Origin of the sequence: Facklamia sp. P13055 (assembly GCF_050409445.1) — a bacterium.
GTDB lineage: Bacteria > Bacillota > Bacilli > Lactobacillales > Aerococcaceae > Facklamia.
On sequence record NZ_JBNUPL010000023.1, the window covers coordinates 1 to 22,533 of the forward strand.

Genomic DNA, 22,533 nt, shown 5'->3' on the forward strand with positions numbered 1-22,533 from the left:
GTTTAAACAACGTTTATAGTGGTTTTTCGGTTTGAGACTTATGATACAGCCCCTTATGCTTATTGCTGATAGAAAAAGAGTGAGTGTGTTGAATTGACTAGATGCATAGGAATAAGTTCCTTTGTTTGAGGACGATAATAAGCTAATAGCACTAATCGGTTTCCTACTTGTGTTAAAGCGTGGTTTATTAAACGTGTATCGTTATCACTGGCAATCTTTTCGGCTTCTTGGTAAGTTAAGGGTACGATGATGCGAGGAATAAAGATTGTTTCTCCATTGATTTGGAATTGGCTTTGATCAATAGAAACATCTAGTTGGCTTAAATCTTCCTCCGAATTAATTTGTGTAAGGATTTGATTCAAATCCTTACTTGCTACTTTATTTTTATTAACTTGTTGCTCTTGATTTGTAAAATTATTTAGATAATAGCTTTCCATGGCTTGATTAATATCTTGAGGCACTTCATCTGGAAGTGTCAAATTAGGGAAATCAGAAGAAACGCTTAATTTCTCTTTTAAAAAGCGAGGGGCTGTATTGCTCTGTTTATTTTTTTCTGTTTGCTCCTTTTGGCTATCTTCTGATTCAAGGTTTTCAGTTGTTTGACTAGTTATTTGGTCTTGGGAGACAGCAGCCAATTCTGATTGTTCATTTTTCTCATTAGCGGTTGGTTCTTGAAAGTATTGGAAAATCTGACAGGCAGATAATAAAAGAGATGCAATCATAAGGCTAAGTATTTTTTTCATGAAATCATTCCTTTTTGTTTCGTTCCATCAGTGTATCAGAAAAATATGGATATTAGGTAACAAGTTGATAACAAATTACTAAATTAAATCCTAAAAAGAGTGTGACAACTTGGTCAAACAATGATAAAATCGATTAGAAATGTAAGGACTTTTAATGCATTCCAGCGAGGATGCCAAAGTCTACTGAGTATTTTAAGTCCTTATTTTCAAATAAAGGGCTCTTTTTTATGCCTTCATATAAGGAGATTAAAATGGAAAATTCAAAAGATAAAATGACGCTATTGCTGCAACCTCACGAAAAGCCGGAGTTTACCAAAGGATTATTATTAAGTTTTCAACATGTTTTTGCTATGTTTGGAGCAACGATCTTAGTTCCCTTAATTTTAGGGCTATCTGTTTCAACTGCTTTGTTAGCAAGTGGGATAGGAACATTGATTTACCTTACTATAACAAAAGGGGAGGTGCCTGTTTATTTGGGATCCTCTTTTGCTTATATTGCTGCCATGGCTTTAGCAATGGAACAACTAGATGGGGATGTTTCTGCAGCGCAAACTGGAATCATGATGGTCGGTTTATTTTACGTTGTGATTGCTGGAGTAATCAAGTATACCGGCACCGATTGGTTGAATAAAATATTACCACCGATTGTTATTGGGCCGATGATTATTGTTATCGGTTTAGGATTAGCTTCTTCTGCAGTAAATAATGCTGGCTTTGTATCGGGTGGGGATTGGCGAAACATTTTCGTTTCAGTAGGAACGCTACTCATTTCAGTTTACATGCAGATATTTGGTAAAGGCTTCTTTAAAGTAATTCCATTCTTAATCGCTATTATTGGCGGCTATCTTCTTTCGTTAATGGTTGGAATCGTTGATTATACTCCCGTAATAGAAGCTAGTTGGATTCGTTTGCCGGATTTATCCCTTCCATTTGCTACACCTGTTGCAAATTGGCAACAATATAAGTTTTATTTTGGACCAGAAGCCTGGGCGATTTTACCAATTGCTTTGGTTACCATTGCTGAGCATACAGGTGATCATGTGGTTCTTAGTGAAATTTGTGATCGTAATTTTTTATCAAAGCCAGGATTACACCGAACTTTAGCAGGAGATGGGTTAGCTACTTTCGTTTCAGCTTTAATTGGTGGTCCTGCAAACACGACTTATGGTGAAAACTCTGGTGTGATTGCTTTAACAAGAATTGCATCTGTTAGTGTCATTAGAAATGCAGCTTTTCTAGCTATTTTGATATCTTTCTTTGGCAAATTTAATGCTTTAGTGGCATCAATACCTTCCGCAGTATTGGGAGGAATGTCGATTCTATTGTATGGTGTGATTGCTAGTAATGGTCTGAAGGTATTAATAAAAGATCACACTGACTTTTCACAATCTAGAAATTTAATTATTGCTTCAGCTATGTTGGTTATCGGATTGGGGGGAGCTGTTTTAGATTTGGGAGGCTCATTTGTTGTTTCCGGAACAGCCTTAAGTGCACTGGTAGGAATTACTTTGAATGCTATGTTACCTGAATTAAAATAAAAAATAATTAAGCATTTAGAATTTTGATGTGAACCCATAAACACGAACAATAATATTAAAATTAATTATGCGGCCTGCAACCTATATTCAATAGGTGAAAGGCCGTTTAATTTTTCTTTTAGCCTATGATGGTTATACCAATAAATAGATCTTTTTATTTCTTCAGCTAATTCATCTATACTATCATACTTAATCGCATAAAATATTTCTTGTTTTAGAAGCCCAAAGAAGTTTTCCATAGGCGAATTGTCTAGACAATTAGCTCGTCTTGACATACTTTGTTTTATAGTGTTATCTTCAAGGATTTTTACCCATGACTTAGGTTGATAATGAAATCCTTGATCTGTATGAACTATTAAATGGTGATCTTGTGGAAGTTTCTTTACAGCATCTTCTAAGGACTTATTGGTAAAATATACAGTAGGTGATATATTTAAATGATATGATATTATTTCACAGTTAAATAAATCCATTATTGGTGATAGTTATAACCTGTTTTCAGAAGATTTAACTTTAAGTTTTGTTATATCACTCACCCATACTTCATTAGCTTTTTCTACTTTGAAGTTTCTATTTAATTTGTTATCTGCTATCCTACCTATTTCTCCTCTATATGAGCTATATTTCATTGTTCTTGTGTGGAATTTTTTACATAGAGGTTTACTAACTTTCATGATTCTTAATACTCTTTTATGGTTAACTCTATCTTGCTTTTCTTTCCATTCGTAGAAAGATGTTCTTGGTAGTTTTGCTATATCAAGCCATATTTTTAACTTAATATCCGGTTTAACTAGCCTATTTCAAGTACTATTTTTGTCTTTTTTTGTTTGAGATTTTTTCTTTTGAATTAAGTCATCTAACTTTTTTAGATAGAGTATTTCTGCTTCAAGATATTCATTTCTTTGCCTTAGCTCTATTAATTCTTCTCTTTGATTTTTTTAACTTCTTAATTTCATTTGATTTATCGGTGTTTTTAGACATAGTCGTATCCCCGTTCTTTATAGGTCTTCCTTCATTAGCATTGAATCCTTCAAAACCTTCTTGTTTATATTTTCTTTTCCAATTAGCAATTATTGAAGGATTATTAATTTTAAAGTACTCTGCTGTTTCTCTATAGGATAGTTCATTGTATTGCCTATATTTTATTACAGATTTTTTTAATTCTCCGCTGTATTTAGTTTTAGACATAGATTTTCTAAGTCCATTTTCTCCATACATTTTATCTTGTCTTATCCAATTAGAAACGTTTGAAGCTTTGACTCCAGACCTTCTTGAAAGAAATTTTCTTTCATATCCTTCTTCGATTTCTCTTACTAACTATAATATAAATTCAAAATTATATTTTGCCATACAACCCCCCTAAATCCTTGTTCGGGTTTAAGGGGTCAGTACATTTCTAAATGTTTTTTAATTTAAGTATCAGGACTGGGAAATTTTCATCTAAAAGTTACTAAAATAGAAAACCAAAGGAAGTTTTGATAGAATACTGTTTATAGTGTTTGAACTTTAAAGGAGGAATTCAATGTACCCCTACGGTTTTTATTTTGATTCAACATATATTTTAATACTAATAGGTATGGCTATTGTAATGTATGCTCAATGGAAGGTTAAATCAACCTTTGCTAAATACAGCGAATTAATGAGTGAGCGTAATATAAGTGGACAAGAAGCCGCGGAATTAATTCTGCAAGCAAATCAAATTCAAGATGTGAGAGTTGAAAGAGTAGCTGGGAACTTAACAGACCACTACAGTCCCAAAGAGAAAATCTTAAGATTATCGGAAGCTACTTATAGCAACAGCTCTGTAGCAGCGGTAGCAGTTGCAGCTCACGAGTGTGGTCATGCCGTGCAAGATTCTAAGAACTACCAATTTCTAAAATTAAGATCAGCTTTAGTTCCTGTATCACAATTTGGCTCAATGATTGGTATGCCAATTATCATTTTGGGTTTTCTTTTCCAAATGATGGGATTGGTAACAATTGGTATCATTGCACTATCAACGGCTTTATTATTTCAAATAGTAACTTTACCGGTTGAACTAGATGCAAGTAAACGGGCTTTAATTTCTTTGGAACAGCTAGATATCTTCACTCAAGGGGAGTTGCCCGCTGCTCGTAAAGTTTTGAATGCAGCAGCCCTTACTTATATAGCGGCTACTTTTTCAACGGCTTTACAAATTTTAAGGCTAATAATTTTATCTAATCGCTCGCGTAGGAATTAAGGCATAGATGGAGGCGAATTATGGATTTATGGAAGAAATTTAAGACTAGTCCTTTAAATCTTAACTTAGCACTTGATCTATTAAGGCAAGCAGATCAGGAAGTGGAAAAGATGGAGCCCATTCGCATTTTACTCGCTGGTAAAACGGGATCGGGAAAATCCACTCTTGTGAACGCTCTTTTTAGAGAAAATATTGCTTCAACAGGAGTAGGTCTTCCAGTGACTCAAAAGGTCCAGAAAATAACTAAAAAAGGCTTACCACTAGTTATCTATGATACTAAAGGATTAGAGTTACATTCAAAGTCGCAAGATGAAAGTATCCAACACTTACTTCATTTAGTAAAGGACGCTAAAAAAGGCGATGCGGTAGAGCCTATTCACTTGGTTTACTATTGTATCCATGCGACGATGGCAAGAATTGAACCGCAAGAAATTACCCTAATTGCAATGCTGGCTCAAGAACTGCCGGTTATTGTGGTCTTAACACAAGCAATTGGTGAGGATATTAAAGGCTTTAAAGATTCTGTTAAAAAAGCAGTCCCTCAAGTCCAAGTGGTTATTCCTGTTTTAGCCAAAGACTTTGAATTAGCAGGTGGCCAAAAAATTAAAGCTTATGGCTTAGAAGAGTTGACTAAACATAGTTATGAGTTTGTTCCGGAAGAGGTAGAGAAGGCTTTTATTAATGCCCAACGAGTAGACTTGGCTTTAAAAATAGCTCAATCTAGAAGTTGGGCAAACAAGTATATGAAAACAACTTTTGGAATTGGTCTAACCCCCTTACCGATTGCTGACTCAGCTCTTTTAGTTCCTATCCAAATTACAATGCTAGCTCACATTACTAGTATATTCGGCTTGTCTATCGATAAAAAACAAATTGTTAGTATGATGGCTGGGGTAGGAGGGACAGGTTTAGCGAGTATGGTGGGTAAGTACCTAGCTTCGTCAGCTGCTAAATGGGTGCCAGGAGTGGGATCAGTTACAGGAGGAATGGTTAATGGTTTTACTGCCTCAACTGTTACTCTAGCATTAGCTTATTCATACATTGAAATACTAAAGCAGATAACGATTGCAGAGAACCAAGGGAAAAAGTTATTACCTAAGGAGATAACAGCTTTGATGCGCAAGACATTTGGTCAGGAGCTCGAAACAATCAGTCATCGATTTCCCGACAAGGTCAAAGATTCATTACCAGAATGGATGACTAACAGTTTAGATCAATACGAGTAATATCAATTTAGCGGTTTGCCTTCTTAATAGAGGACTTACCGCTTTTTTAGTGAATTATATCTTAAAATTTACCTTGACAAACTTCTAGTAGGAAGATACTATACATAAAGATATATGTAACTATTACTATTTAAACGGAGGGTAAAATAATATGAATAAACTAATGAAAATAATAGCTACTATCTTTTTAAGTCTAGCGATGGTAGGTCATACAACTTTTAAAATTGTTTCTGCACAAGATAGGCCAAAAGTTATGGCCACTTTTTATCCAGTGTACTTTTTGGCTTCAGAAATAGCAGGAGATAAAATGGAGGTTTCTATGCTACTAGATGCCAATCAAGATGCTCACGCTTATGAAGCAAGTGCACAAGCTGCAATTAAAGTTCAAGAAAGTGATCTATTTATTTATCAAGATGATGAAATGGAATTTTTTATAAAGGATTTAATGTCTTTAGTTGATTTAGATACTACCAAAGTTTTAGAATCAACCGACGGCATTGATTTGTTATCCGGTGATGGTGAAGAGCACGATCATGAAGGTGAAGAGCATGGTCACGAAGGACACGTTCATGAATTTGACCCTCATACCTGGTTAGACCCAATGGTTTATAGTCAACAAGCCAAAAACATTAAAGAGGCAATGATAGAAATAGATCCTGATAATCAGAAGGTCTATGAAGAGAACTGTAAGGCTTTGGTTGAAAAACTTGAAGCATTAAATACAGAATTTCAGACTAAATTAAAAGATTTAGAAAATAAAACCATCGTGGTTCAACATAAAGCTTTTAGCTATTTAGCTCAGGCCTATGGTTTAGAGCAAATTTCAATTGGAGGACTTTCTTCAGATCAAGAACCTTCAGCCAAACAAATTGCTGAAATGCAAAAGCTATTAGCAGAAAAACAAGTGAACAAAATCTATGTTGACCCTGCTATTGATTCTAAGATTGCTCAAACAGTAGCAAGCTCTACTAAAGCAGAATTACTGCCCTTAAGAACTTTGGAATTAGTTTCTGAGGAAGAGGCAGCAGCAGGGGAAAACTATTTTACATTAATGCGTAAAAATCTTGAACAACTACTTCAAAATTAGAAACTAGTGTAAGGAGGCCAAAAATGAAGGTGTTATCCGTTAAAAACTTGTCTTTTTATTATGAAGAAGAAAAAGTTTTGAATAATATCACTTTTGATATCGCATCCGGAGAATTTGTTATTTTAACGGGAGAAAATGGAGCGGCTAAGTCAACGTTAGTTAAAAATATTATCGGTCTGTTAAAGCCAGCAACAGGAGAAATAAGTATTGCCAAAAAAAATAAAGCAGGAGATAAGCTATCGTTGGGTTATGTTGCACAAAACATTTCCGCCTTTAATTCAGGCTTCCCTAGCACGGTTCAGCGCTTTGTAGAGTCGGGTCGTTACAGTCAAAATAGATGGTTTAAATCTTTAGATGCTGAAGATTATGAACACGTTGATCGTGCCCTTGAAGCAGTGGGTATGGCGAATATGCGAGATAAATTAATCGGGCAACTTTCAGGCGGCCAAAAACAGCGGATTATTTTAGCGCGCATTTTTGCATTGGATCCAGATTTATATGTTTTAGATGAACCGACAAACGGTATGGATAGCCAATCACGCCGAAAGTTCTATCAACTTTTGCAACATCTTACCAAGCATCATGGTAAATCCATCATGATGGTGACACATGCTGATGATGAAATTGAAGGCTTCTATGATCGTGAAATTCGCTTAATTAGAGAGGAGGGTTCTCCTTGGAGATGTTTCAGTATGACTTCATCCAACGCGCCTTTATAGCAGGATTAGCCATGTCCTTTATAACACCTATTTTAGGTCTCTTCCTCATTCTCAGAAGGCAATCTTTAATGGCAGATACCTTATCTCATATTTCTTTAGCTGGAGTTGCTTTAGGAATTATACTAGGTATCCAACCTACATACTCGACCATAGTGATTGTTGTGATTGCTTCACTGGGAATTGAGTATCTTAGAACGGTGTATAGACATTTCACTGAAATATCTGTGGCTTTAATGATGTCCACTGGTATGGCTTTAGCCTTGTTTCTTCTAAGCTTTAATTCCAATAGTGGTGTATTTAAAGTAGACCAATATCTGTTTGGATCGATTATCTTAATTCAAGACCAAGAGGTTTATTTATTAATTGGACTAGCGCTGGTGATTTTATGCTTATATCTAATTTTTAGAAAACCACTTTATATTATATCTTTTGATGAAGCTACTGCTAAAACAGCAGGACTGCCGGTTCGTTTTATTTCAACTTGTTTTTCAATTTTAACAGGGGTTGCTATTTCCATTATGATGCCAATTGTTGGTGTTTTATTAGTATCAGCATTAATTGTGATTCCTTCTTCAACAGCTATTAGACTTTCTAGGTCCTTTGAACAAGCAATAGCGATTGGTTTTGTGATAAACATCGTGGGAATTTACTTGGGATTATTCGCTTCCTACAGATTAGACACCCCTCCTGGAGCATCTATTACTTTAATATTTATTTTGATATTCGTTTTAGTAGCTGTTGTTCAAAGCCTACAAAGATACTTACGCAAACATAAGCATTGATAATTTTTAAGAGTTCTAACAGCTGTTAGAACTCTTTTTCGATAGAGATTTTTTGTTGAAAATTCGAACAAATAATGATAAAGTTTGCTTAATGTTTGGAAAAGGAGGCTTTTTATAAATGATAAAAAAATATAAACGAAACCAGCGCTTAATAGCAATTACCCAACAACTAATGAATAATCCCAACCAACTCTTAAACTTACAAGATTTTGCGCATAAATTTCAATGTGCTAAATCATCAATTAGTGAAGATTTGGGAATGGTCAGAGGAGTTTTTGATGAAATGCAACTAGGGCAACTTGAAACATTGACTGGTAAAACAGGAGGTGTTATTTTTCGTCCACATCTGTCGGGAGAGGAAGTTGAAATTATTCAGCGTCAAGTAAAAGAGCGACTCTCTCAAGGTAAGAGAATTCTCCCAGGAAACTATATTTTCGTGAATGACCTACTACAAGATCCGAGTGTTTTAAATCCGATTGCTCAACTTATTGCAGCTAAATATGCAGATAAAGAGATTGATACCATTCTTACCATAGAAGCTAAAGGGATAGGATTAGCAGCGGCAGTAGCATTATATCTAAACAAACCTTATGTTGTGGTACGTCGAGAATCTACCTCTGGAGAAGGATCAACCATTTCGATTAATTATACTTCGGGTTCTACGCAGACTGTTAAGAAAATGGAACTCTCGAAGTCAGCTTTGCAATCGCAAAGTCGTGTATTAATTGTGGATGATTTTCTTCGTAATGGCGGAACATTAACAGGGCTTTTAAATTTAATTGAAGAATTTGATTCGCAAGCAGCTGGAATATGCGTTTTTGCAGAGAATAAGGTAAAAAATCGAATGAGTATTCCAAATTATCACGCTCTTTTTGAAACTCAATTACGTTATAACAATGAGTTAGGTCATTATCAATTGGAAATTGAAGCAGGAAATTTTTTTAATTAGGAAACTGCATAGCCATATGGTCCTTAAATAGATATAATATAAGGGTAAATGTCGCAGATAGAAGGAGTGTGAGTGAATGAAAAGAATGGCGGTTATTTTAGCAGCTGGCAAAGGTACACGCATGAAGTCAGCCTTACCTAAAGTTCTCCATAAAATTAGTGGAATTTCCATGGCAGAACATGTTGTTCGATCAGTCTTGGAAAGTCGTGCCGAGCAGATCGTAACTATTGTTGGTAATGGGGCAGATTTAGTGAAAGAAGAATTAAAAAACCTTACTGATTTTGCTTTTCAATCCGAGCAATTAGGAACAGGTCATGCAGTACTCCAAGCTGAGAATCTTCTGGCAAATGAAAAAGGAAGTACCTTAGTTATATGTGGAGATACACCCTTATTGTCAGGAGAAACATTAACTAAACTCTTTGAGCATCATGAAAGCACAGGTTCAAAAGCAACCGTTTTGACTGCAAGAACCTCAGATCCTACTGGTTATGGTCGAATTGTTCGTGATGATGAAGGCCAAGTTCTTAAAATTGTGGAGCAAAAAGACGCTTCGTCAAAAGAACTTATTATAGATGAGATTAATACAGGGACCTACATTTTTGATAATTTAAGTATGTTTAAAGCTTTGAAATCAGTGAGCAATCGGAATGCCCAGGGCGAGTATTATTTACCAGATATTATTGAAATTCTTCAAAAACAAGGAAAAAAAGTTCATGCTTTTAATATGGATGATTTTGCAGAATCAATTGGAGTGAATGATCGAGTAGCGCTTTCTAAAGCTCAGCAGCTAATGAACCGACGTATCATTACAAATCATATGCGAAATGGCGTGAGCTTTATTAATCCTGAAATGACTTATGTTGAAGCGGATGTAAAAATTGGTGAAGATACGGTGATTGAGGGGGGAGTTCAGCTTAAGGGCGAAACATTTATTGGTAAATCAGTAAGAATTGGTGCCAACAGTGAGATTGTAGATAGCCAAGTAGGGGACTCAGTAATAATTACTCAGTCAGTTATTGAGAAATCAAAGGTTGAAGATAAAGCAAAAATAGGACCTTTTGCGCATTTAAGACCGAATAGCTATTTGGCAGAGGGCGTCCGTATTGGGAATTTTGTTGAAGTTAAAAATTCTCAACTAGGTAAAGATACCAAAGCAGGTCACTTAGCCTATATCGGTGATGCTGAATTAGGAAAAGATGTCAATGTAAGCTGTGGTGTTATTTTTTGTAACTATGATGGTAAAAGAAAATATCGTTCGAAAGTCGGCGATCAAGTATTTCTTGGAAGTAACTCTAATATCGTCTCTCCACTTGAGATTGGGGACCGTGCCTTTATAGCTGCTGGTTCAACTATTATAAAGGATGTTGAAGCGGAAGCCTTAGCTATTTCACGTAGCGAACAGGTTAATAAGTTAGGTTATTGGACTAAATACATCAATAAATAAATTTAAGGAAAGAGGGATTTGGTTGGCAAGTGAACACTATAAGGATCCAAAATTAAAGATCTTTGCATTAAGTTCTAACGAAAAGTTAGCGGCAGCAATTGCAAAAGCTGTTGGAGTAGAATTAGGTGAAATTTCTTTATCTAGGTTTGCTGATGGAGAGATACGTGTAAATATTGATGAATCGACTAGGGGGGCACATGTATATATCGTACAATCGACCTCCTCACCAGTTAATGATAATTTAATGGAATTATTAATTACGATTGATGCTTTGCGTCGCGCATCAGCAAAAACAATCAATGTAGTGCTTCCTTACTATGGTTATGCACGTCAAGACCGTAAAGCACAGTCTCGTGAACCAATTACAGCTAAATTGGTAGCAAATATGTTAGAGCAAGCAGGAGCAGACCGTGTAGTGGCATTGGATTTACACGCTGCCCAAATTCAAGGGTTTTTCGATATACCTGTAGATCATTTATTAGGTGCTCCTTTACTGGCAAATTACTTTATTGATAACAAACTTTTTGGCGATGATGTTGTTGTTGTATCACCTGACCATGGCGGCGTAACTCGTGCACGAAAACTAGCAGAATTTTTAAAGGCACCAATTGCTATTGTTGATAAACGTCGCCCACGTCCTAACGTTGCAGAAGTGATGAGTATTGTTGGAGATGTTAAAGATAAAACAGCAGTGATAATTGATGACATGATTGATACGGCAGGAACAATTACAATCGCTGCTCAAGCTTTGATTGATCGTGGAGCCAAAGAAGTTTATGCCACCTGTACTCACCCGGTTCTTTCTGGGCCAGCTTTAGAAAGATTGCAAACTTCTGTTATCAAGAAGGTAATTGTTACAGACACCATTCTACTGCCTGAAGACAAAAAAATTGATAAAATTGAAATTGTGTCTGTTGCACACTTAATTGCTGAAGCAATTAAACGTATTCACGAGAACCGTTCTGTTTCACCTCTTTTCAATGAAAAATTCACTATCATTGAGTAGACTTTAATTGTAAATTTTTTATTTGAAGCTTAAGCTCGTTCTATCTTTAAATTAGATGGGACGAGCTTAAGTTATTTCAATACAAATATATGAGAGCGTAAAAATTAATCAGACTAAATGTTGATGGTTATTTTTTAAAGAAGTCGGTATAATGAGTAAGAACCAACGGAAAGAAAGAGGTTTTATTATGAACCATCGAAAAGAATGGAATAATTTATTACGCTTTGTTGTAGTTATAATGGGTTCACTGGTATGTCTTTTAGGAATTCTATTATCCTTTTATTTAAAATTTTCAGGCCAAATTCCCTATAGAAATTTTATAGCTTTTGAATCAAGTTATTTCTGGATAGCAATAGGTTTTATTTTGATCAACTTCTTCTTTGGTACCTATATATTTTATAATAAAACTTTAATGGACCTTTTCTACTTTACCATGCTATCTCAATTATTTTTGTCTTTTTTTATGATGGCCGTTACTTATGCTGGGTCTTGGCTAACTTTTCCGCGATCTGTTATTTTACTTAACCTTTTCGTAGGGACAATATTGGTATATTTATTTAATGCTGTAGCTTACATCCTTTATCATCGATTATCTGGCCGTAAACGAGTTTTAGTCGTAGGGGAGAATAAAAAGGCGTTAAATGCAGTGGTTAATTTTGATAGAATGACCAATCGTAGACATGAGGTAACTCATGTAGTCTTGTCAGATTATTACCAGCGTGTGGTTAAATTATCGGATGCGGTCGATATTGTTTACCTTACTGGTTATATCGAAGAAACAGAACGACTAAAAATATACGATTATTTGATGCGGAATAACAAAAAGCTCTTTTTATCGACTAACTTTGCAAATTTAATGATGGTTAATCCAAATATAATGAGCTTTGAAGATGAAAGTTTAATTGAAGTATCTACTTTTTCAATTGCTTTTGAACAAGCTATTATCAAAAGGACGATTGATATTGCTTCTTCTCTTCTTTTATTAATTTTAGCTTCGCCTATCATGTTAATAACAGCCATAGCTGTAAAACTAGACAGTAGGGGACCAATTTTTTATCGTCAAGTTAGAATTACAAAAGGATCTAAACCTTTCAACATTTTAAAATTTCGTTCAATGACTCAAACGGCTGAAGAAAAATCTGGACCCGTATTAGCTAGTTCTAATGATTCACGAGTGACGAGGGTAGGAAAGTTTATTCGCACTACTCGGATTGATGAACTTCCACAATTAATCAATGTGTTAAAAGGTGATATGTCGCTCGTTGGACCGCGACCTGAACGTCCTTTTTTTGTTAATCAATTTAGTCAAGAAAATGCTTATTATGAATTGCGTCATCATGTACGTGCAGGAATCACTGGCTATGCTCAAGTCTATGGAAAATATGCTACAGACTTTAATAATAAATTAAACTTTGATCTGCTCTATATTAAAAATTACTCATTAGCCTTTGATTTTAAATTGTTGTTTCAAACATTAAAAATATTATTTGATAAGGTTTCTTCAAGAGGTTTAGACCAAGAAGATCTCTGCCAACCTTCATGGAAGGATTTTCAATCCAAAATTCATATTTATGAGTAAGCTATTTCTAGATGTTGTTTATTGTTTATGTTAGGCTTTTGCTAGTAAATTATAAGGAGGATATTATGAATAAACGTAATAAGGTAAAAACACTTTTTTTAATGATAATGGTTAATCTGCTGCTAATCCCTCAGTCTTATGTGAGTGCTCAAGAAACAGTTTCAGATGCTTGGCAAGATGTGGCGGTAAAAGCAAACCAACAAGAATTCCAATCCTTTCATATGGAAGGTACAGTAGGTGTGAAAATTTCCTCGCAAAATATGACCAGTGATTTTGGAAACCTAGAAATTGACGCATTAGTAAATGCTCAACCGATTGCTTTACAAATGGTAGCAAAAATTGTTTCTCCATTTGTAGGTTCAGAGGCTGTAGGTTTTGAAAGCTATGCTAAAGAAGGATTTAATTATATTTACAACACTCAATCTAAAGAGTGGAAGACTTCAGAATGGACGGTATCAGAAGAAGATATCTTAGATAGTCTTCAAGCATCCTTTAAAAATGTATCAAATGGCTTAGTAGAAAGCGAAATGACTTCAGAGGCCAAAACATTTATTGATAAATACTTTGAATTTGAAGAAAAAGGTCAAGATTATCTTTTTAAGTTGAAAAAAGATATTAATGGAGCTAGCTTTTACAATGATTTAGATAAGGCAATCGATTTAAAACAGTTGGTTAAGCAATCAGCTAACAAAGCGATTGAGCAATCAGAAGATCTGGGACAACCCATCGACCGAGAATATGAAGAATCTCTGGGGGAAATCTTGAATCCTGATATGTTTGAAGATTTCTTTAATATGAATCCACAAATGACTGTTACATATGAGAGTGTGACAGGGCTGATAAAGAACTTTTCCTTTATGATTGACACAGACCCTAAAGTTTTTATCGATTCAGTGAGTCAAACAGACCGGTCTAATTTACCAGAGCTTATAAGTATTTCGGCTAATTTTGACTTTGACCAGTATGGTCAAAGCTTTAATATTCAGGTTCCTTTGGAGGCCATGCAAACTTCTGAAGAAAACACCATAGAAGAGTAGTTAGTAAAAACCTTTAGTTGAGCATTCAACTAAAGGCTTTTTTATAATGAGCTTATAACTTATGCACTCTTTTTGAATCAACATTGAGGGCAATAGTATGATACAATAAATAAAATTATTCAGTTGAGGAGATTAAAATGATCTATAAATATTCTGATGACAGCTTAATGACCCACACCGATCTTTATCAAATCAATATGTTGAAAACATATTGGGAAAAAGGGATTGATCGAAAACTGGCTGTTTTTGAAGTCTACTTTCGCAAAAACCCTTTTAACAATGGCTACGCTATTTTTGCTGGTTTAGAAAGAGTTGTTCACTATTTGAATCAATTTCATTTCTCAGCGACTGACTTGGATTATCTAAGAAGCTTAGAAATATACCCCGAAACATTTATTCAATACTTGGCAGATATGAAACTAGAGTTATCTGTTAGGTCTATGCAAGAAGGCGAGCTTTGTTATGCAACCGAACCTTTGATGCAAGTTGAAGGACCACTTGGTCAGTGCCAATTAGTTGAAACAGCTATTTTAAATATAATAAATTTCCAAACTTTAATTGCCACAAAGGCATCACGTATTCGTTCGGTAGTGGGTGAAGGGGATAAAATTTCTGAATTTGGTGCTAGAAGAGCGCAAGAAATGGATGCGGCTATTTGGGGAACGCGTGCAGCCTTTATTGGAGGCTTTGATTCAACTTCAAACGTTAGGGCTGGGAAATTATTTGGTATTCCTGTTTCTGGTACTCACGCTCATTCTTTGGTACAAGCTTACCGAGATGAGTATCAAGCTTTTAGAGCTTATGCTGAAACGCATCGTGATGTCGTCTTCTTAGTAGATACTTATGACACATTACGTTCAGGCATACCTATCGCTATAAAAGTAGCTAAAGAAATGGGTGACAAAATCAATTTTATCGGTGTTCGAATTGATTCGGGAGATATGGCTTACCAATCAAAAAAAATTCGTGAGCAATTGGACGAAGCAGGTTTCACCGAAGCGCGCATAATAGCTTCCAATGATTTGGATGAAAAAACCATTTTAAACTTACGAATGCAGGGTGCAAAAATCAACGATTGGGGTATTGGAACTAAAATAATAACTTCTTATGACCAGCCTGCTCTAGGTGCTGTTTATAAATTAGTTGGAATCGAAGATGACAAAGGTGAGATTGTACCGACAATTAAAATTTCTTCCAATACAGAAAAAATCACTACACCCGGTATGAAACAAGTTTGGCGAATTACTCGAAAAAAAGATGGCAAGGTGGAAGGTGACTATATTGCTTTAATAGATGAAAGGCCCGATCTTTTAGAGGAACTTTTCATGTTCCATCCAGTTCATACCTATATCAATAAAACTGTTAAGGACTTTGAAGCGCGTCCACTTTTAATAGATATATACAAAGAGGGTCAGCAAGTATATGATTTACCAGATATATTAACTATTAAAGATTATTCAGAGGATAAGATTAACTGCTTATGGGAAGAGCATAAGCGCATTTTAAATCCACAAGTTTATCCAGTTGATTTATCGCAAAAATTATACGATTTGAAAATGGATAGTATACAAGAGGTTCGCGACCAAGTTGATTTAAGAGTTGAGGCGTTTCAAACAGATCAATTCTGATAAGGAGAATAATATGAGACAATTGCAAAAAGAAATCATAGGGAATTTAAAAGTTTCACCAAGGATTGAACCAGAAGCTGAAATTCGGCGATCTATTAACTTTTTGAAAGATTATCTCTATCAAAATGCAGGTTTAAAGTCATTGGTATTAGGTATTAGTGGAGGACAAGATTCCACTTTAGCAGGGAAATTATCGCAAATGGCTATTGAAGAAATCCGAACTGAAACAAACGATAACCAGTATCAATTTATTGCTATACGACTTCCTTATGCTGTCCAAAATGATGAAGAAGATGCACTAAAGGCTCTAGATTTTATTGCACCAGACCGAATTTTAAATCTAAATATTGAAGAGGCGACTTTAGGAGTTGTTCAAGCTTTGAAAAAAGAACAAATTGAAGTTAGCGATTTTAATAAAGGAAATATTAAAGCGAGACAGCGTATGGTGATGCAATATGCGGTAGCAGGACAGTTTTCAGGTGTTGTAGTAGGAAGTGACCATGCAGCAGAGAGTGTCACAGGATTCTTTACTAAATATGGAGATGGGGCAGCGGATGTAATGCCTTTGTGGCGCTTAACCAAAGATCAGGGTAAGCAGTTGCTACAGTCCCTAAACTGTCCGGCAGACCTTTATCAAAAAATACCGACAGCCGATTTAGAAGAAGACCGTCCTATGTTATCCGATGAAGAAGCGTTGGGTGTTTCTTATCAAACCATTGATCGTTATTTGACAGGACGTGAAGTAAAAGACCATGAAGCAGCAATAATTGAAAAATGGTACTTAAGTAGCCAACATAAACGCCATCTGCCAGTCACTGTCTTTGATCAGTTTTGGAGGGAATCTTGATTTAAGGAGATGAAATAATGTCCATTGTACTGGAAATAATAATGAGGGTAGTGCTTGCTTTCATATTGTCATTAGCATTTTCCTATTCCTTATTAAAGTTGCTTAATTTTACAAAGCCCCTTGATTTTAAGAATAGAGAGAATAATAGCAAAAGAACACCACCTGCTTACGGTGGTATTGCTGTATTTATGGCATATTGGTTAAGCTATTACTTATTAAATCCTTTTACTCTTTGGGATAAGCAAGGGAGTCTTTTTGTAGCCTCCTTAATTATCCTTGTAACGGGCGTTTTAGATGATAGGTTAAATTTATCTGCTTTAAAAAAATCAATCGGTATTTTAATCGCCTGTCATTATGTCTATTTTTATAGTGACATTTCTTTTTCATCTCAACTCATTAATTTTGAAGACCCATTACTTTTTAATGGTTTGAAATATCTCTTAACCATAGTATGGATTTATTTAGTAACTAATGCATTAAATTTATTAGATGGGATTGATGGCCTAGCTTCAAGTGTTAGCCTGGTGAGTCTTTTTTCAATGGTTATAATAACTTTAGGTTTTTCTTTAACCATTCAATTGGATTTTGTATTAAAGTTGTTATTTTTATTTGCAGCAATTGCTGGTTTTTTAATATTTAATTGGCCACCTGCTAAAATTATGTTGGGAGATACTGGGGCTTTATTTATTGGATTTATGTACGCTAGTTTAACCGTTACTAATCTAAAAAACGCCAGTCTTTACTCTTTTATTTTTCCAATACTTTTATTTGCTGTTCCACTTTTTGATACTGTTTTTGCCTTCATGAGGCGTTTACACCAACGAACCCCGGTTACTGAAGGAGACAAAGAGCATATCCATCATCGGTTACTGCGAAGGGGTTATAATGAAAGTTCAATCAATAAAATGATGATGGCTTTATCTGCCGTTTTTTCATTGATTACCCTAGCCCTCCATGCCTTTCCTAATTTAAAGTGGCTGATATGGGTGATGACAATGGTATTGATTGTAGCAATGGTTTATTTTACTGTGCATATTGGAAAAGAGTCTCCAAACAAATGAATCTTTTTAAGTTTTAAAAGGTATATTTATATCTCGATTACCTAAACTGTCTATTTTAACTTGTCCACTTAAAAAATTGACTAAATAGCTATCAAATTCCTTTAGGAAGTCAGAATGAATAGCGATTGTCATTTGAATTTTTTCGAGATATTCGATGGTTAGAACAGAAGGTAAGCCAGGCATTTGAGCAAGATTATGATTAAAGCGATCAAGCTGTGCATAATCCATTTCAATTTGAAGAAGGGTCTGGTTAACATTTTTAATTTTATTGGCCAATTGGCAGCTTTCACTAACTACTTGGGTGTAAGCGCGAATTAAACCACCTGCACCTAACTTGTTTCCACCAAAATAGCGAACAACAATGGCTGCGACAAAAGTTAATTCCTCTTTTTTAAGAACTTCAAGCATTGGTAGACCTGCTGTACCACTTGGTTCGCCATCGTCACTCATGCGTTGAATACTTGAGTCAGCCTCTAAACTAAAAGCATAGCAGTGGTGATTTGCTTTATAATGCTTTTTTTGTATACTAAGCAAGTGTTGATTAAATTCTTCTTCACTTTTGATTGGAAACAGAAAACAAATAAAACGAGATTTTTTTATTTCAATTTCATGTACAATTTCTTTTTGGATACTTAAATAATTAAACATATAGCTTTCCTTTCATTTATGTTAGGATAATAGATAACATATAGATTCTTTAAACAGTGTAACATATTTAAAAAACAACTGATTATTAGTCAGACAGGGAATGGTAGTGAAAAATGAAAACAGCAATTATAGTAGATTCTACAGCATATTTAAACCAGGAAATAGCCAGTCAATCAAACGTTTTTCAAGTCGATCTTAGTGTTATTTTTGATGATGGGACTGTTTTTAAAGATTCATCTGATATTGATGAGCAGACGCGGTTTTATCAGTATATGGAAAAAAGTGATCGATTACCTAAATCTTCTCAACCACATCCAGGTGACTACTACCAATTGATGGATCAGATTGTTGAAGAAGGTTTTCAAGCAGTCATAGCTATCCATCTATCTTCAAAAATATCAGGAACTTTAGCTTTAGCGCAATCGGTACTAACTGAATACCAAGATCGTATTCAAAGTTATATTATCGATTCTAAGTCTTCATGCATAGTCATTGAAGGTTTGGCAAGGAAAGCCTTAAAAGGACTCGAAGCGGATAAGGAATTAGAAGATATCGTGGCTGAACTAACTTGGCAAGCAAATCATACACAAACTTATTTGATGGTCGAAGAGTTAGAGAACCTAGTTAAAGGTGGACGTTTAAATGCAGGTTTTGCTACACTAGGCCAATTGCTTAAAATTCGTCCTTTATTGCATTTTGATGAGGAAGGAAATATTCTTCTCTTTGAAAAAATCCGTACTAATAAAAAGGTGTATGCTAGATGGATTCAACTAATTAAAGAAGCAATTGAATCATATCCCCAAGGTATTCAGCTTATGATGACACATGCCAATGCTAAAGACGAATGTAGTGTGGTTGTAGAATTAATTGAAAAAGAGTTAACGATCTCTGATATAGAAATTAACTCGATCGGCCCTGTTATCGGTACACATACCGGAAAAGGTTGTATTGGCTTGGCCATAATGCCTAATTACGATCCTAATTAAACAAGTAAATAATAGCACTAATTATTCTCCTTCTGTGTACTTTATAAAAAGACATGGAAGGAGATTTTTTTGATGGAGTGGAAAGAGTATTTTATTGGTCAATTAATGACTCAAAGAGAAGTAACAATAATCTGGGATAAATATCTTTCTCAATCCAGCTGGAAATTAGAGACGATATTTAATCATCTACACGCAATGCCTGCTATACAAATAAAACAAAAGCACATCCTTTGTTCCAGGTGCAATTGTCAAGATCAACAACAATACTATAAGTTTTATTTTAATAAAAAGAAGATTATATATTGTTGTTCGTGTCTTCAAATGGGACGAATTTGTAGTAACGATTTGCTTTATTATTTACCAAACAATCAACCTTTAACTATAAGAAATCAAAAATCCTTTCTCACCTGGCAAGGGAAACTTTCGCCACAGCAAAATAAGGCTTCACAAGAAGTTGCGGAACAATTGGATGATAGTAGTCACCCACATTTAATCCATGCTGTAACGGGAGCTGGTAAAACAGAAATGCTTTTTCCAATAATCGATGAAATATTAAGAAAGGATGGAAAGATAGCTTTAGTCTCTCCAAGAGTTGACGTGTGCATTGAACTTTTTCCAAGAATTAAAGCTGCTTTTAATTCGGTCAAAGTTCTTTTGCTTCATGGAAAGAGTGAAACAAAATATGAGCCCTGTGAAATTTTAATAGCAACTACCCATCAGTTGCTAAGGTTTTTTCAAGCCTTTGACCTAGTAATAGTGGATGAAGTAGATGCCTTTCCCTATGTTGATAATGAGAGTTTACATTTCGCGGTAAATCGAGCAGTTAAAAAGAAGGGTAAATTAATCTTTCTGACAGCAACACCGGATAAAAAAATTGTGGAAGCGGTCAAAAAAGGCTTGATTCACCAGACCATTTTACCAGCGCGATTTCATGGTTTTCCTTTGGTTGAACCCATATTTTTGTGGTTGGGAGATTGGAAAACTAACTTAGTAAATCAACAAAAGAATTCCAAACTTCTCTTAAGCCTAAAACATTTTATTGCGCTTGAAGGTCGAAAACTAATTTTTATAGCCAATATCAAGTTGGCAATTCTATTATCTGAGTGGTTAGAGAAACTTTTTAAAGGCCTTAGACTTACCTATGTATATTCAACAGATCCTCTAAGACATCAAAAGGTAGAAAAAATGCGCAAAGGTCATTATGACATACTAATCTCTACATCCATTCTTGAAAGGGGAGTAACTTTTGAAAACTGTCATGTGTTTGTCCTTGGTGCTGAGGACCCTCTTTTTTCTAAATCAGCTTTAGTTCAAATGAGTGGCAGGGTAGGAAGGAAGGCTGCTTATCCATCAGGTAAAGTTGTTTTTGGTCATTATGGTATTACAAAAGAAATGAAAAGAGCGGCTATAGAAATTAAGGGAATGAATCAGTTAGCGAGCAAGAGAGGACTTTTAAATGCAAATGCTTGATGAAAGGGTCTGTTTGATGTGCCAGAAAAATTACAAACGTGATTTAAGTTGGCAACAGTTATTTTCCTGGCAAGCTATTGAATTTGAACCATTGTGTTCAGACTGTTTAAAATCATTCGTTCCTTATCATTATCAGAGTGAAAGTTGCAGAGCCTGTGGAAGAAAATTAGATGGTAGCAACCACTATCAAACTACTTATAGAATCAAAGATACTGATGAGAATTACTGTCTAGATTGTTATCGCTGGCGCCAAAAATATCCTCTAAAGCTAATAAACAATCAAGCCTTATTTGACTACAATGCTGGTTTTAAAAATTGGATCACTCGTTATAAATATGATGGAGATTGCCGGATGGCGAATGTAATGAAGCAAGTCTTAAAGAAAACATATAAACACTATCCAAACTACCTTTGGTTAATTTTACCTAGCTCTGAATCAAGCTTGAAAAGGAGATTGTTTCATCCGACCGCATATTTATTAGAAATAGCCCACATCCCTTATTGTTGTCCCTTCCATTACATTGGAAATGAAATTAGACAAGCAGCAAAAAGTCGAAAAGATCGTTTAACACTCAATCGTCCATTTGCTTGGATAAATATAGAAAAAGAAAAATTAAAAGAAAAGAAAGGTCTAATGATTTTTGATGATGTTTATACAACAGGGGCAACTATGATACAAGCAAAATTAGAGATAGTTCAACATTTTGAAGCTATTGCTAAAGAAGAAATGGATTTAAAAAGTATTACTTTAGCAAGAAATCAATCACTTGCTTAGAATGTGTAGCGCTTTCAATCGATGTGGGCATGTGTTATAATAATTTTAAGCTAGTAATAGCTTTTGGGTTTATGGCTCATTAGCCTTAGACCAAATAGAGAGGAAATGAGGGATATTTATGTTTAACTATAATGTTCGTGGAGAAAATATCGAGGTTACTCAAGCTATTCGAGAATACGCCGAAAAGAAAGTTTCAAAACTTGAGCGTTTTTTCAATGATGTACCGAATGCAACTGCCTATGTAAATTTGAGGGTTTATCCTGATAAAACAGCAAAGGCAGAAGTAACTATTCCTTTATCTTTCTTAGTGCTCAGAGCTGAAGAGACAACACCTGATTTATATGCGAGTATTGATTTTGTAGTTGATAAATTAGAGCGACAAGTACGGAAATATAAGACTAAAATTAATCGCAAATCACGTGAAAAAGGCTTCGAAGGAATTACTACATCAGATTTGGTACAAGCTTCAAATGTAAATAATCATGAAGATGAAAGCGAACCCGATTTACAAATAGTTCGTTCAAAGCGAATTGCTTTAAAACCGATGGATTCAGAAGAAGCAGTCTTACAAATGAATATGCTAGGCCATGACTTCTTCGTATATAAAGAAGGAGAAACAAACGAAATTAATATCGTTTACCGCCGTAAAGATGGTCGATATGGATTAATTGAAACAGCGAGAATGGATTAAGATTAAGTTGTATCCTTAGAATATAGTGAATATCAAATGTTAAATGAAGAGCTTATCAATGCTCTTCATTTTTTATTGTTAAAAAGCAGAAGGAAT

General features: G+C 34.9%; 22 protein-coding genes. 18 read left to right on the top strand and 4 right to left on the bottom strand.

The annotated features are described in order from the left end of the window. Positions 1-59: 59 nt before the first annotated feature. Entirely contained in the window at positions 60-743 is a 684-nt protein-coding gene (locus ACQV2O_RS07365; RefSeq protein ID WP_428875428.1) for a hypothetical protein, read from the bottom strand. A gap of 170 nt (positions 744-913) precedes the next feature. Here ACQV2O_RS07365 and ACQV2O_RS07370 point away from each other — a divergent pair, with 170 nt between their 5' ends. Further along, on the top strand, positions 914-2,281 hold the full coding sequence (locus ACQV2O_RS07370; protein WP_428875429.1) for a uracil-xanthine permease family protein: 1,368 nt from the start codon (positions 914-916) through the stop codon (positions 2,279-2,281). 65 nt (positions 2,282-2,346) lie between these two features. Here ACQV2O_RS07370 and ACQV2O_RS07375 read toward each other — a convergent pair whose 3' ends face one another. Both ACQV2O_RS07375 and ACQV2O_RS07380 read right to left on the bottom strand, forming a co-directional pair. Then, positions 2,347-2,754, bottom strand: a complete 408-nt coding sequence (locus ACQV2O_RS07375; RefSeq protein ID WP_428875430.1) for a transposase — start codon at positions 2,752-2,754, stop codon at positions 2,347-2,349. A 421-nt stretch (positions 2,755-3,175) separates the two neighbouring features. Further along, the gene (locus tag ACQV2O_RS07380; protein WP_428875431.1) at positions 3,176-3,499 is read right to left on the bottom strand and encodes a helix-turn-helix domain-containing protein; all 324 of its coding nucleotides are present in this window, start codon (positions 3,497-3,499) and stop codon (positions 3,176-3,178) included. A 304-nt stretch (positions 3,500-3,803) separates the two neighbouring features. Here ACQV2O_RS07380 and ACQV2O_RS07385 point away from each other — a divergent pair, with 304 nt between their 5' ends. From ACQV2O_RS07385 to ACQV2O_RS07445, 13 genes are all read left to right on the top strand, one after another. Continuing rightward, positions 3,804-4,502, top strand: a complete 699-nt coding sequence (locus tag ACQV2O_RS07385; protein ID WP_428875432.1) for a zinc metallopeptidase — start codon at positions 3,804-3,806, stop codon at positions 4,500-4,502. Between the two features lie 20 nt (positions 4,503-4,522). Further along, complete coding sequence (locus ACQV2O_RS07390) at positions 4,523-5,728, top strand: YcjF family protein (protein WP_428875434.1); 1,206 nt, start codon at positions 4,523-4,525, stop codon at positions 5,726-5,728. A 151-nt stretch (positions 5,729-5,879) separates the two neighbouring features. Next, the gene (locus ACQV2O_RS07395; protein ID WP_428873157.1) at positions 5,880-6,815 is read left to right on the top strand and encodes a metal ABC transporter solute-binding protein, Zn/Mn family; all 936 of its coding nucleotides are present in this window, start codon (positions 5,880-5,882) and stop codon (positions 6,813-6,815) included. A gap of 23 nt (positions 6,816-6,838) precedes the next feature. Further along, positions 6,839-7,534, top strand: coding sequence for a metal ABC transporter ATP-binding protein (locus ACQV2O_RS07400; protein WP_428875435.1), 696 nt, complete (start codon positions 6,839-6,841; stop codon positions 7,532-7,534). Next, a complete protein-coding gene (locus ACQV2O_RS07405) occupies positions 7,492-8,316 on the top strand; it encodes a metal ABC transporter permease (protein ID WP_428873159.1) in 825 nt (274 codons plus the stop codon). Before ACQV2O_RS07400 ends, ACQV2O_RS07405 begins: the two co-directional genes overlap by 43 nt. 118 nt (positions 8,317-8,434) lie before the next feature. Next, the gene (purR, locus tag ACQV2O_RS07410) at positions 8,435-9,265 is read left to right on the top strand and encodes a pur operon repressor (protein WP_428874163.1); all 831 of its coding nucleotides are present in this window, start codon (positions 8,435-8,437) and stop codon (positions 9,263-9,265) included. A gap of 76 nt (positions 9,266-9,341) precedes the next feature. Continuing rightward, on the top strand, positions 9,342-10,709 hold the full coding sequence (glmU, locus tag ACQV2O_RS07415; protein ID WP_428874164.1) for a bifunctional UDP-N-acetylglucosamine diphosphorylase/glucosamine-1-phosphate N-acetyltransferase GlmU: 1,368 nt from the start codon (positions 9,342-9,344) through the stop codon (positions 10,707-10,709). 22 nt (positions 10,710-10,731) lie between these two features. Continuing rightward, entirely contained in the window at positions 10,732-11,715 is a 984-nt protein-coding gene (locus ACQV2O_RS07420) for a ribose-phosphate diphosphokinase (RefSeq protein ID WP_428874165.1), read from the top strand. A gap of 187 nt (positions 11,716-11,902) precedes the next feature. After that, positions 11,903-13,294 carry a sugar transferase gene (locus ACQV2O_RS07425; protein ID WP_428875436.1) on the top strand — a complete coding sequence of 464 codons (1,392 nt, stop codon included), beginning with the start codon at positions 11,903-11,905 and terminating at the stop codon, positions 13,292-13,294. Positions 13,295-13,359: 65 nt separating this feature from the next. After that, a complete protein-coding gene (locus ACQV2O_RS07430) occupies positions 13,360-14,331 on the top strand; it encodes a hypothetical protein (protein WP_428875437.1) in 972 nt (323 codons plus the stop codon). A gap of 137 nt (positions 14,332-14,468) precedes the next feature. Beyond that, positions 14,469-15,959, top strand: a complete 1,491-nt coding sequence (locus ACQV2O_RS07435; RefSeq protein ID WP_428874168.1) for a nicotinate phosphoribosyltransferase — start codon at positions 14,469-14,471, stop codon at positions 15,957-15,959. A 13-nt stretch (positions 15,960-15,972) separates the two neighbouring features. Beyond that, complete coding sequence (nadE, locus tag ACQV2O_RS07440; protein WP_428874169.1) at positions 15,973-16,806, top strand: ammonia-dependent NAD(+) synthetase; 834 nt, start codon at positions 15,973-15,975, stop codon at positions 16,804-16,806. Positions 16,807-16,823: 17 nt separating this feature from the next. Continuing rightward, positions 16,824-17,867, top strand: a complete 1,044-nt coding sequence (locus ACQV2O_RS07445) for an MraY family glycosyltransferase (RefSeq protein ID WP_428874170.1) — start codon at positions 16,824-16,826, stop codon at positions 17,865-17,867. A gap of 6 nt (positions 17,868-17,873) precedes the next feature. On the opposite strand, the gene ACQV2O_RS07450 is transcribed toward ACQV2O_RS07445, so the two are convergent. Beyond that, entirely contained in the window at positions 17,874-18,515 is a 642-nt protein-coding gene (locus ACQV2O_RS07450) for a YigZ family protein (protein WP_428874171.1), read from the bottom strand. A 113-nt stretch (positions 18,516-18,628) separates the two neighbouring features. Between ACQV2O_RS07450 and ACQV2O_RS07455 the strand changes: the two genes are divergently transcribed. From ACQV2O_RS07455 to hpf, 4 genes are all read left to right on the top strand, one after another. Beyond that, the gene (locus tag ACQV2O_RS07455; RefSeq protein ID WP_428874172.1) at positions 18,629-19,501 is read left to right on the top strand and encodes a DegV family protein; all 873 of its coding nucleotides are present in this window, start codon (positions 18,629-18,631) and stop codon (positions 19,499-19,501) included. 72 nt (positions 19,502-19,573) lie between these two features. After that, entirely contained in the window at positions 19,574-20,971 is a 1,398-nt protein-coding gene (locus ACQV2O_RS07460; protein ID WP_428875438.1) for a DEAD/DEAH box helicase, read from the top strand. Positions 20,972-20,987: 16 nt separating this feature from the next. Beyond that, positions 20,988-21,746, top strand: a complete 759-nt coding sequence (locus ACQV2O_RS07465; protein ID WP_428875439.1) for a ComF family protein — start codon at positions 20,988-20,990, stop codon at positions 21,744-21,746. A gap of 118 nt (positions 21,747-21,864) precedes the next feature. Then, positions 21,865-22,437, top strand: coding sequence for a ribosome hibernation-promoting factor, HPF/YfiA family (gene hpf, locus ACQV2O_RS07470; RefSeq protein WP_428874175.1), 573 nt, complete (start codon positions 21,865-21,867; stop codon positions 22,435-22,437). Positions 22,438-22,533 lie beyond the last annotated feature (96 nt).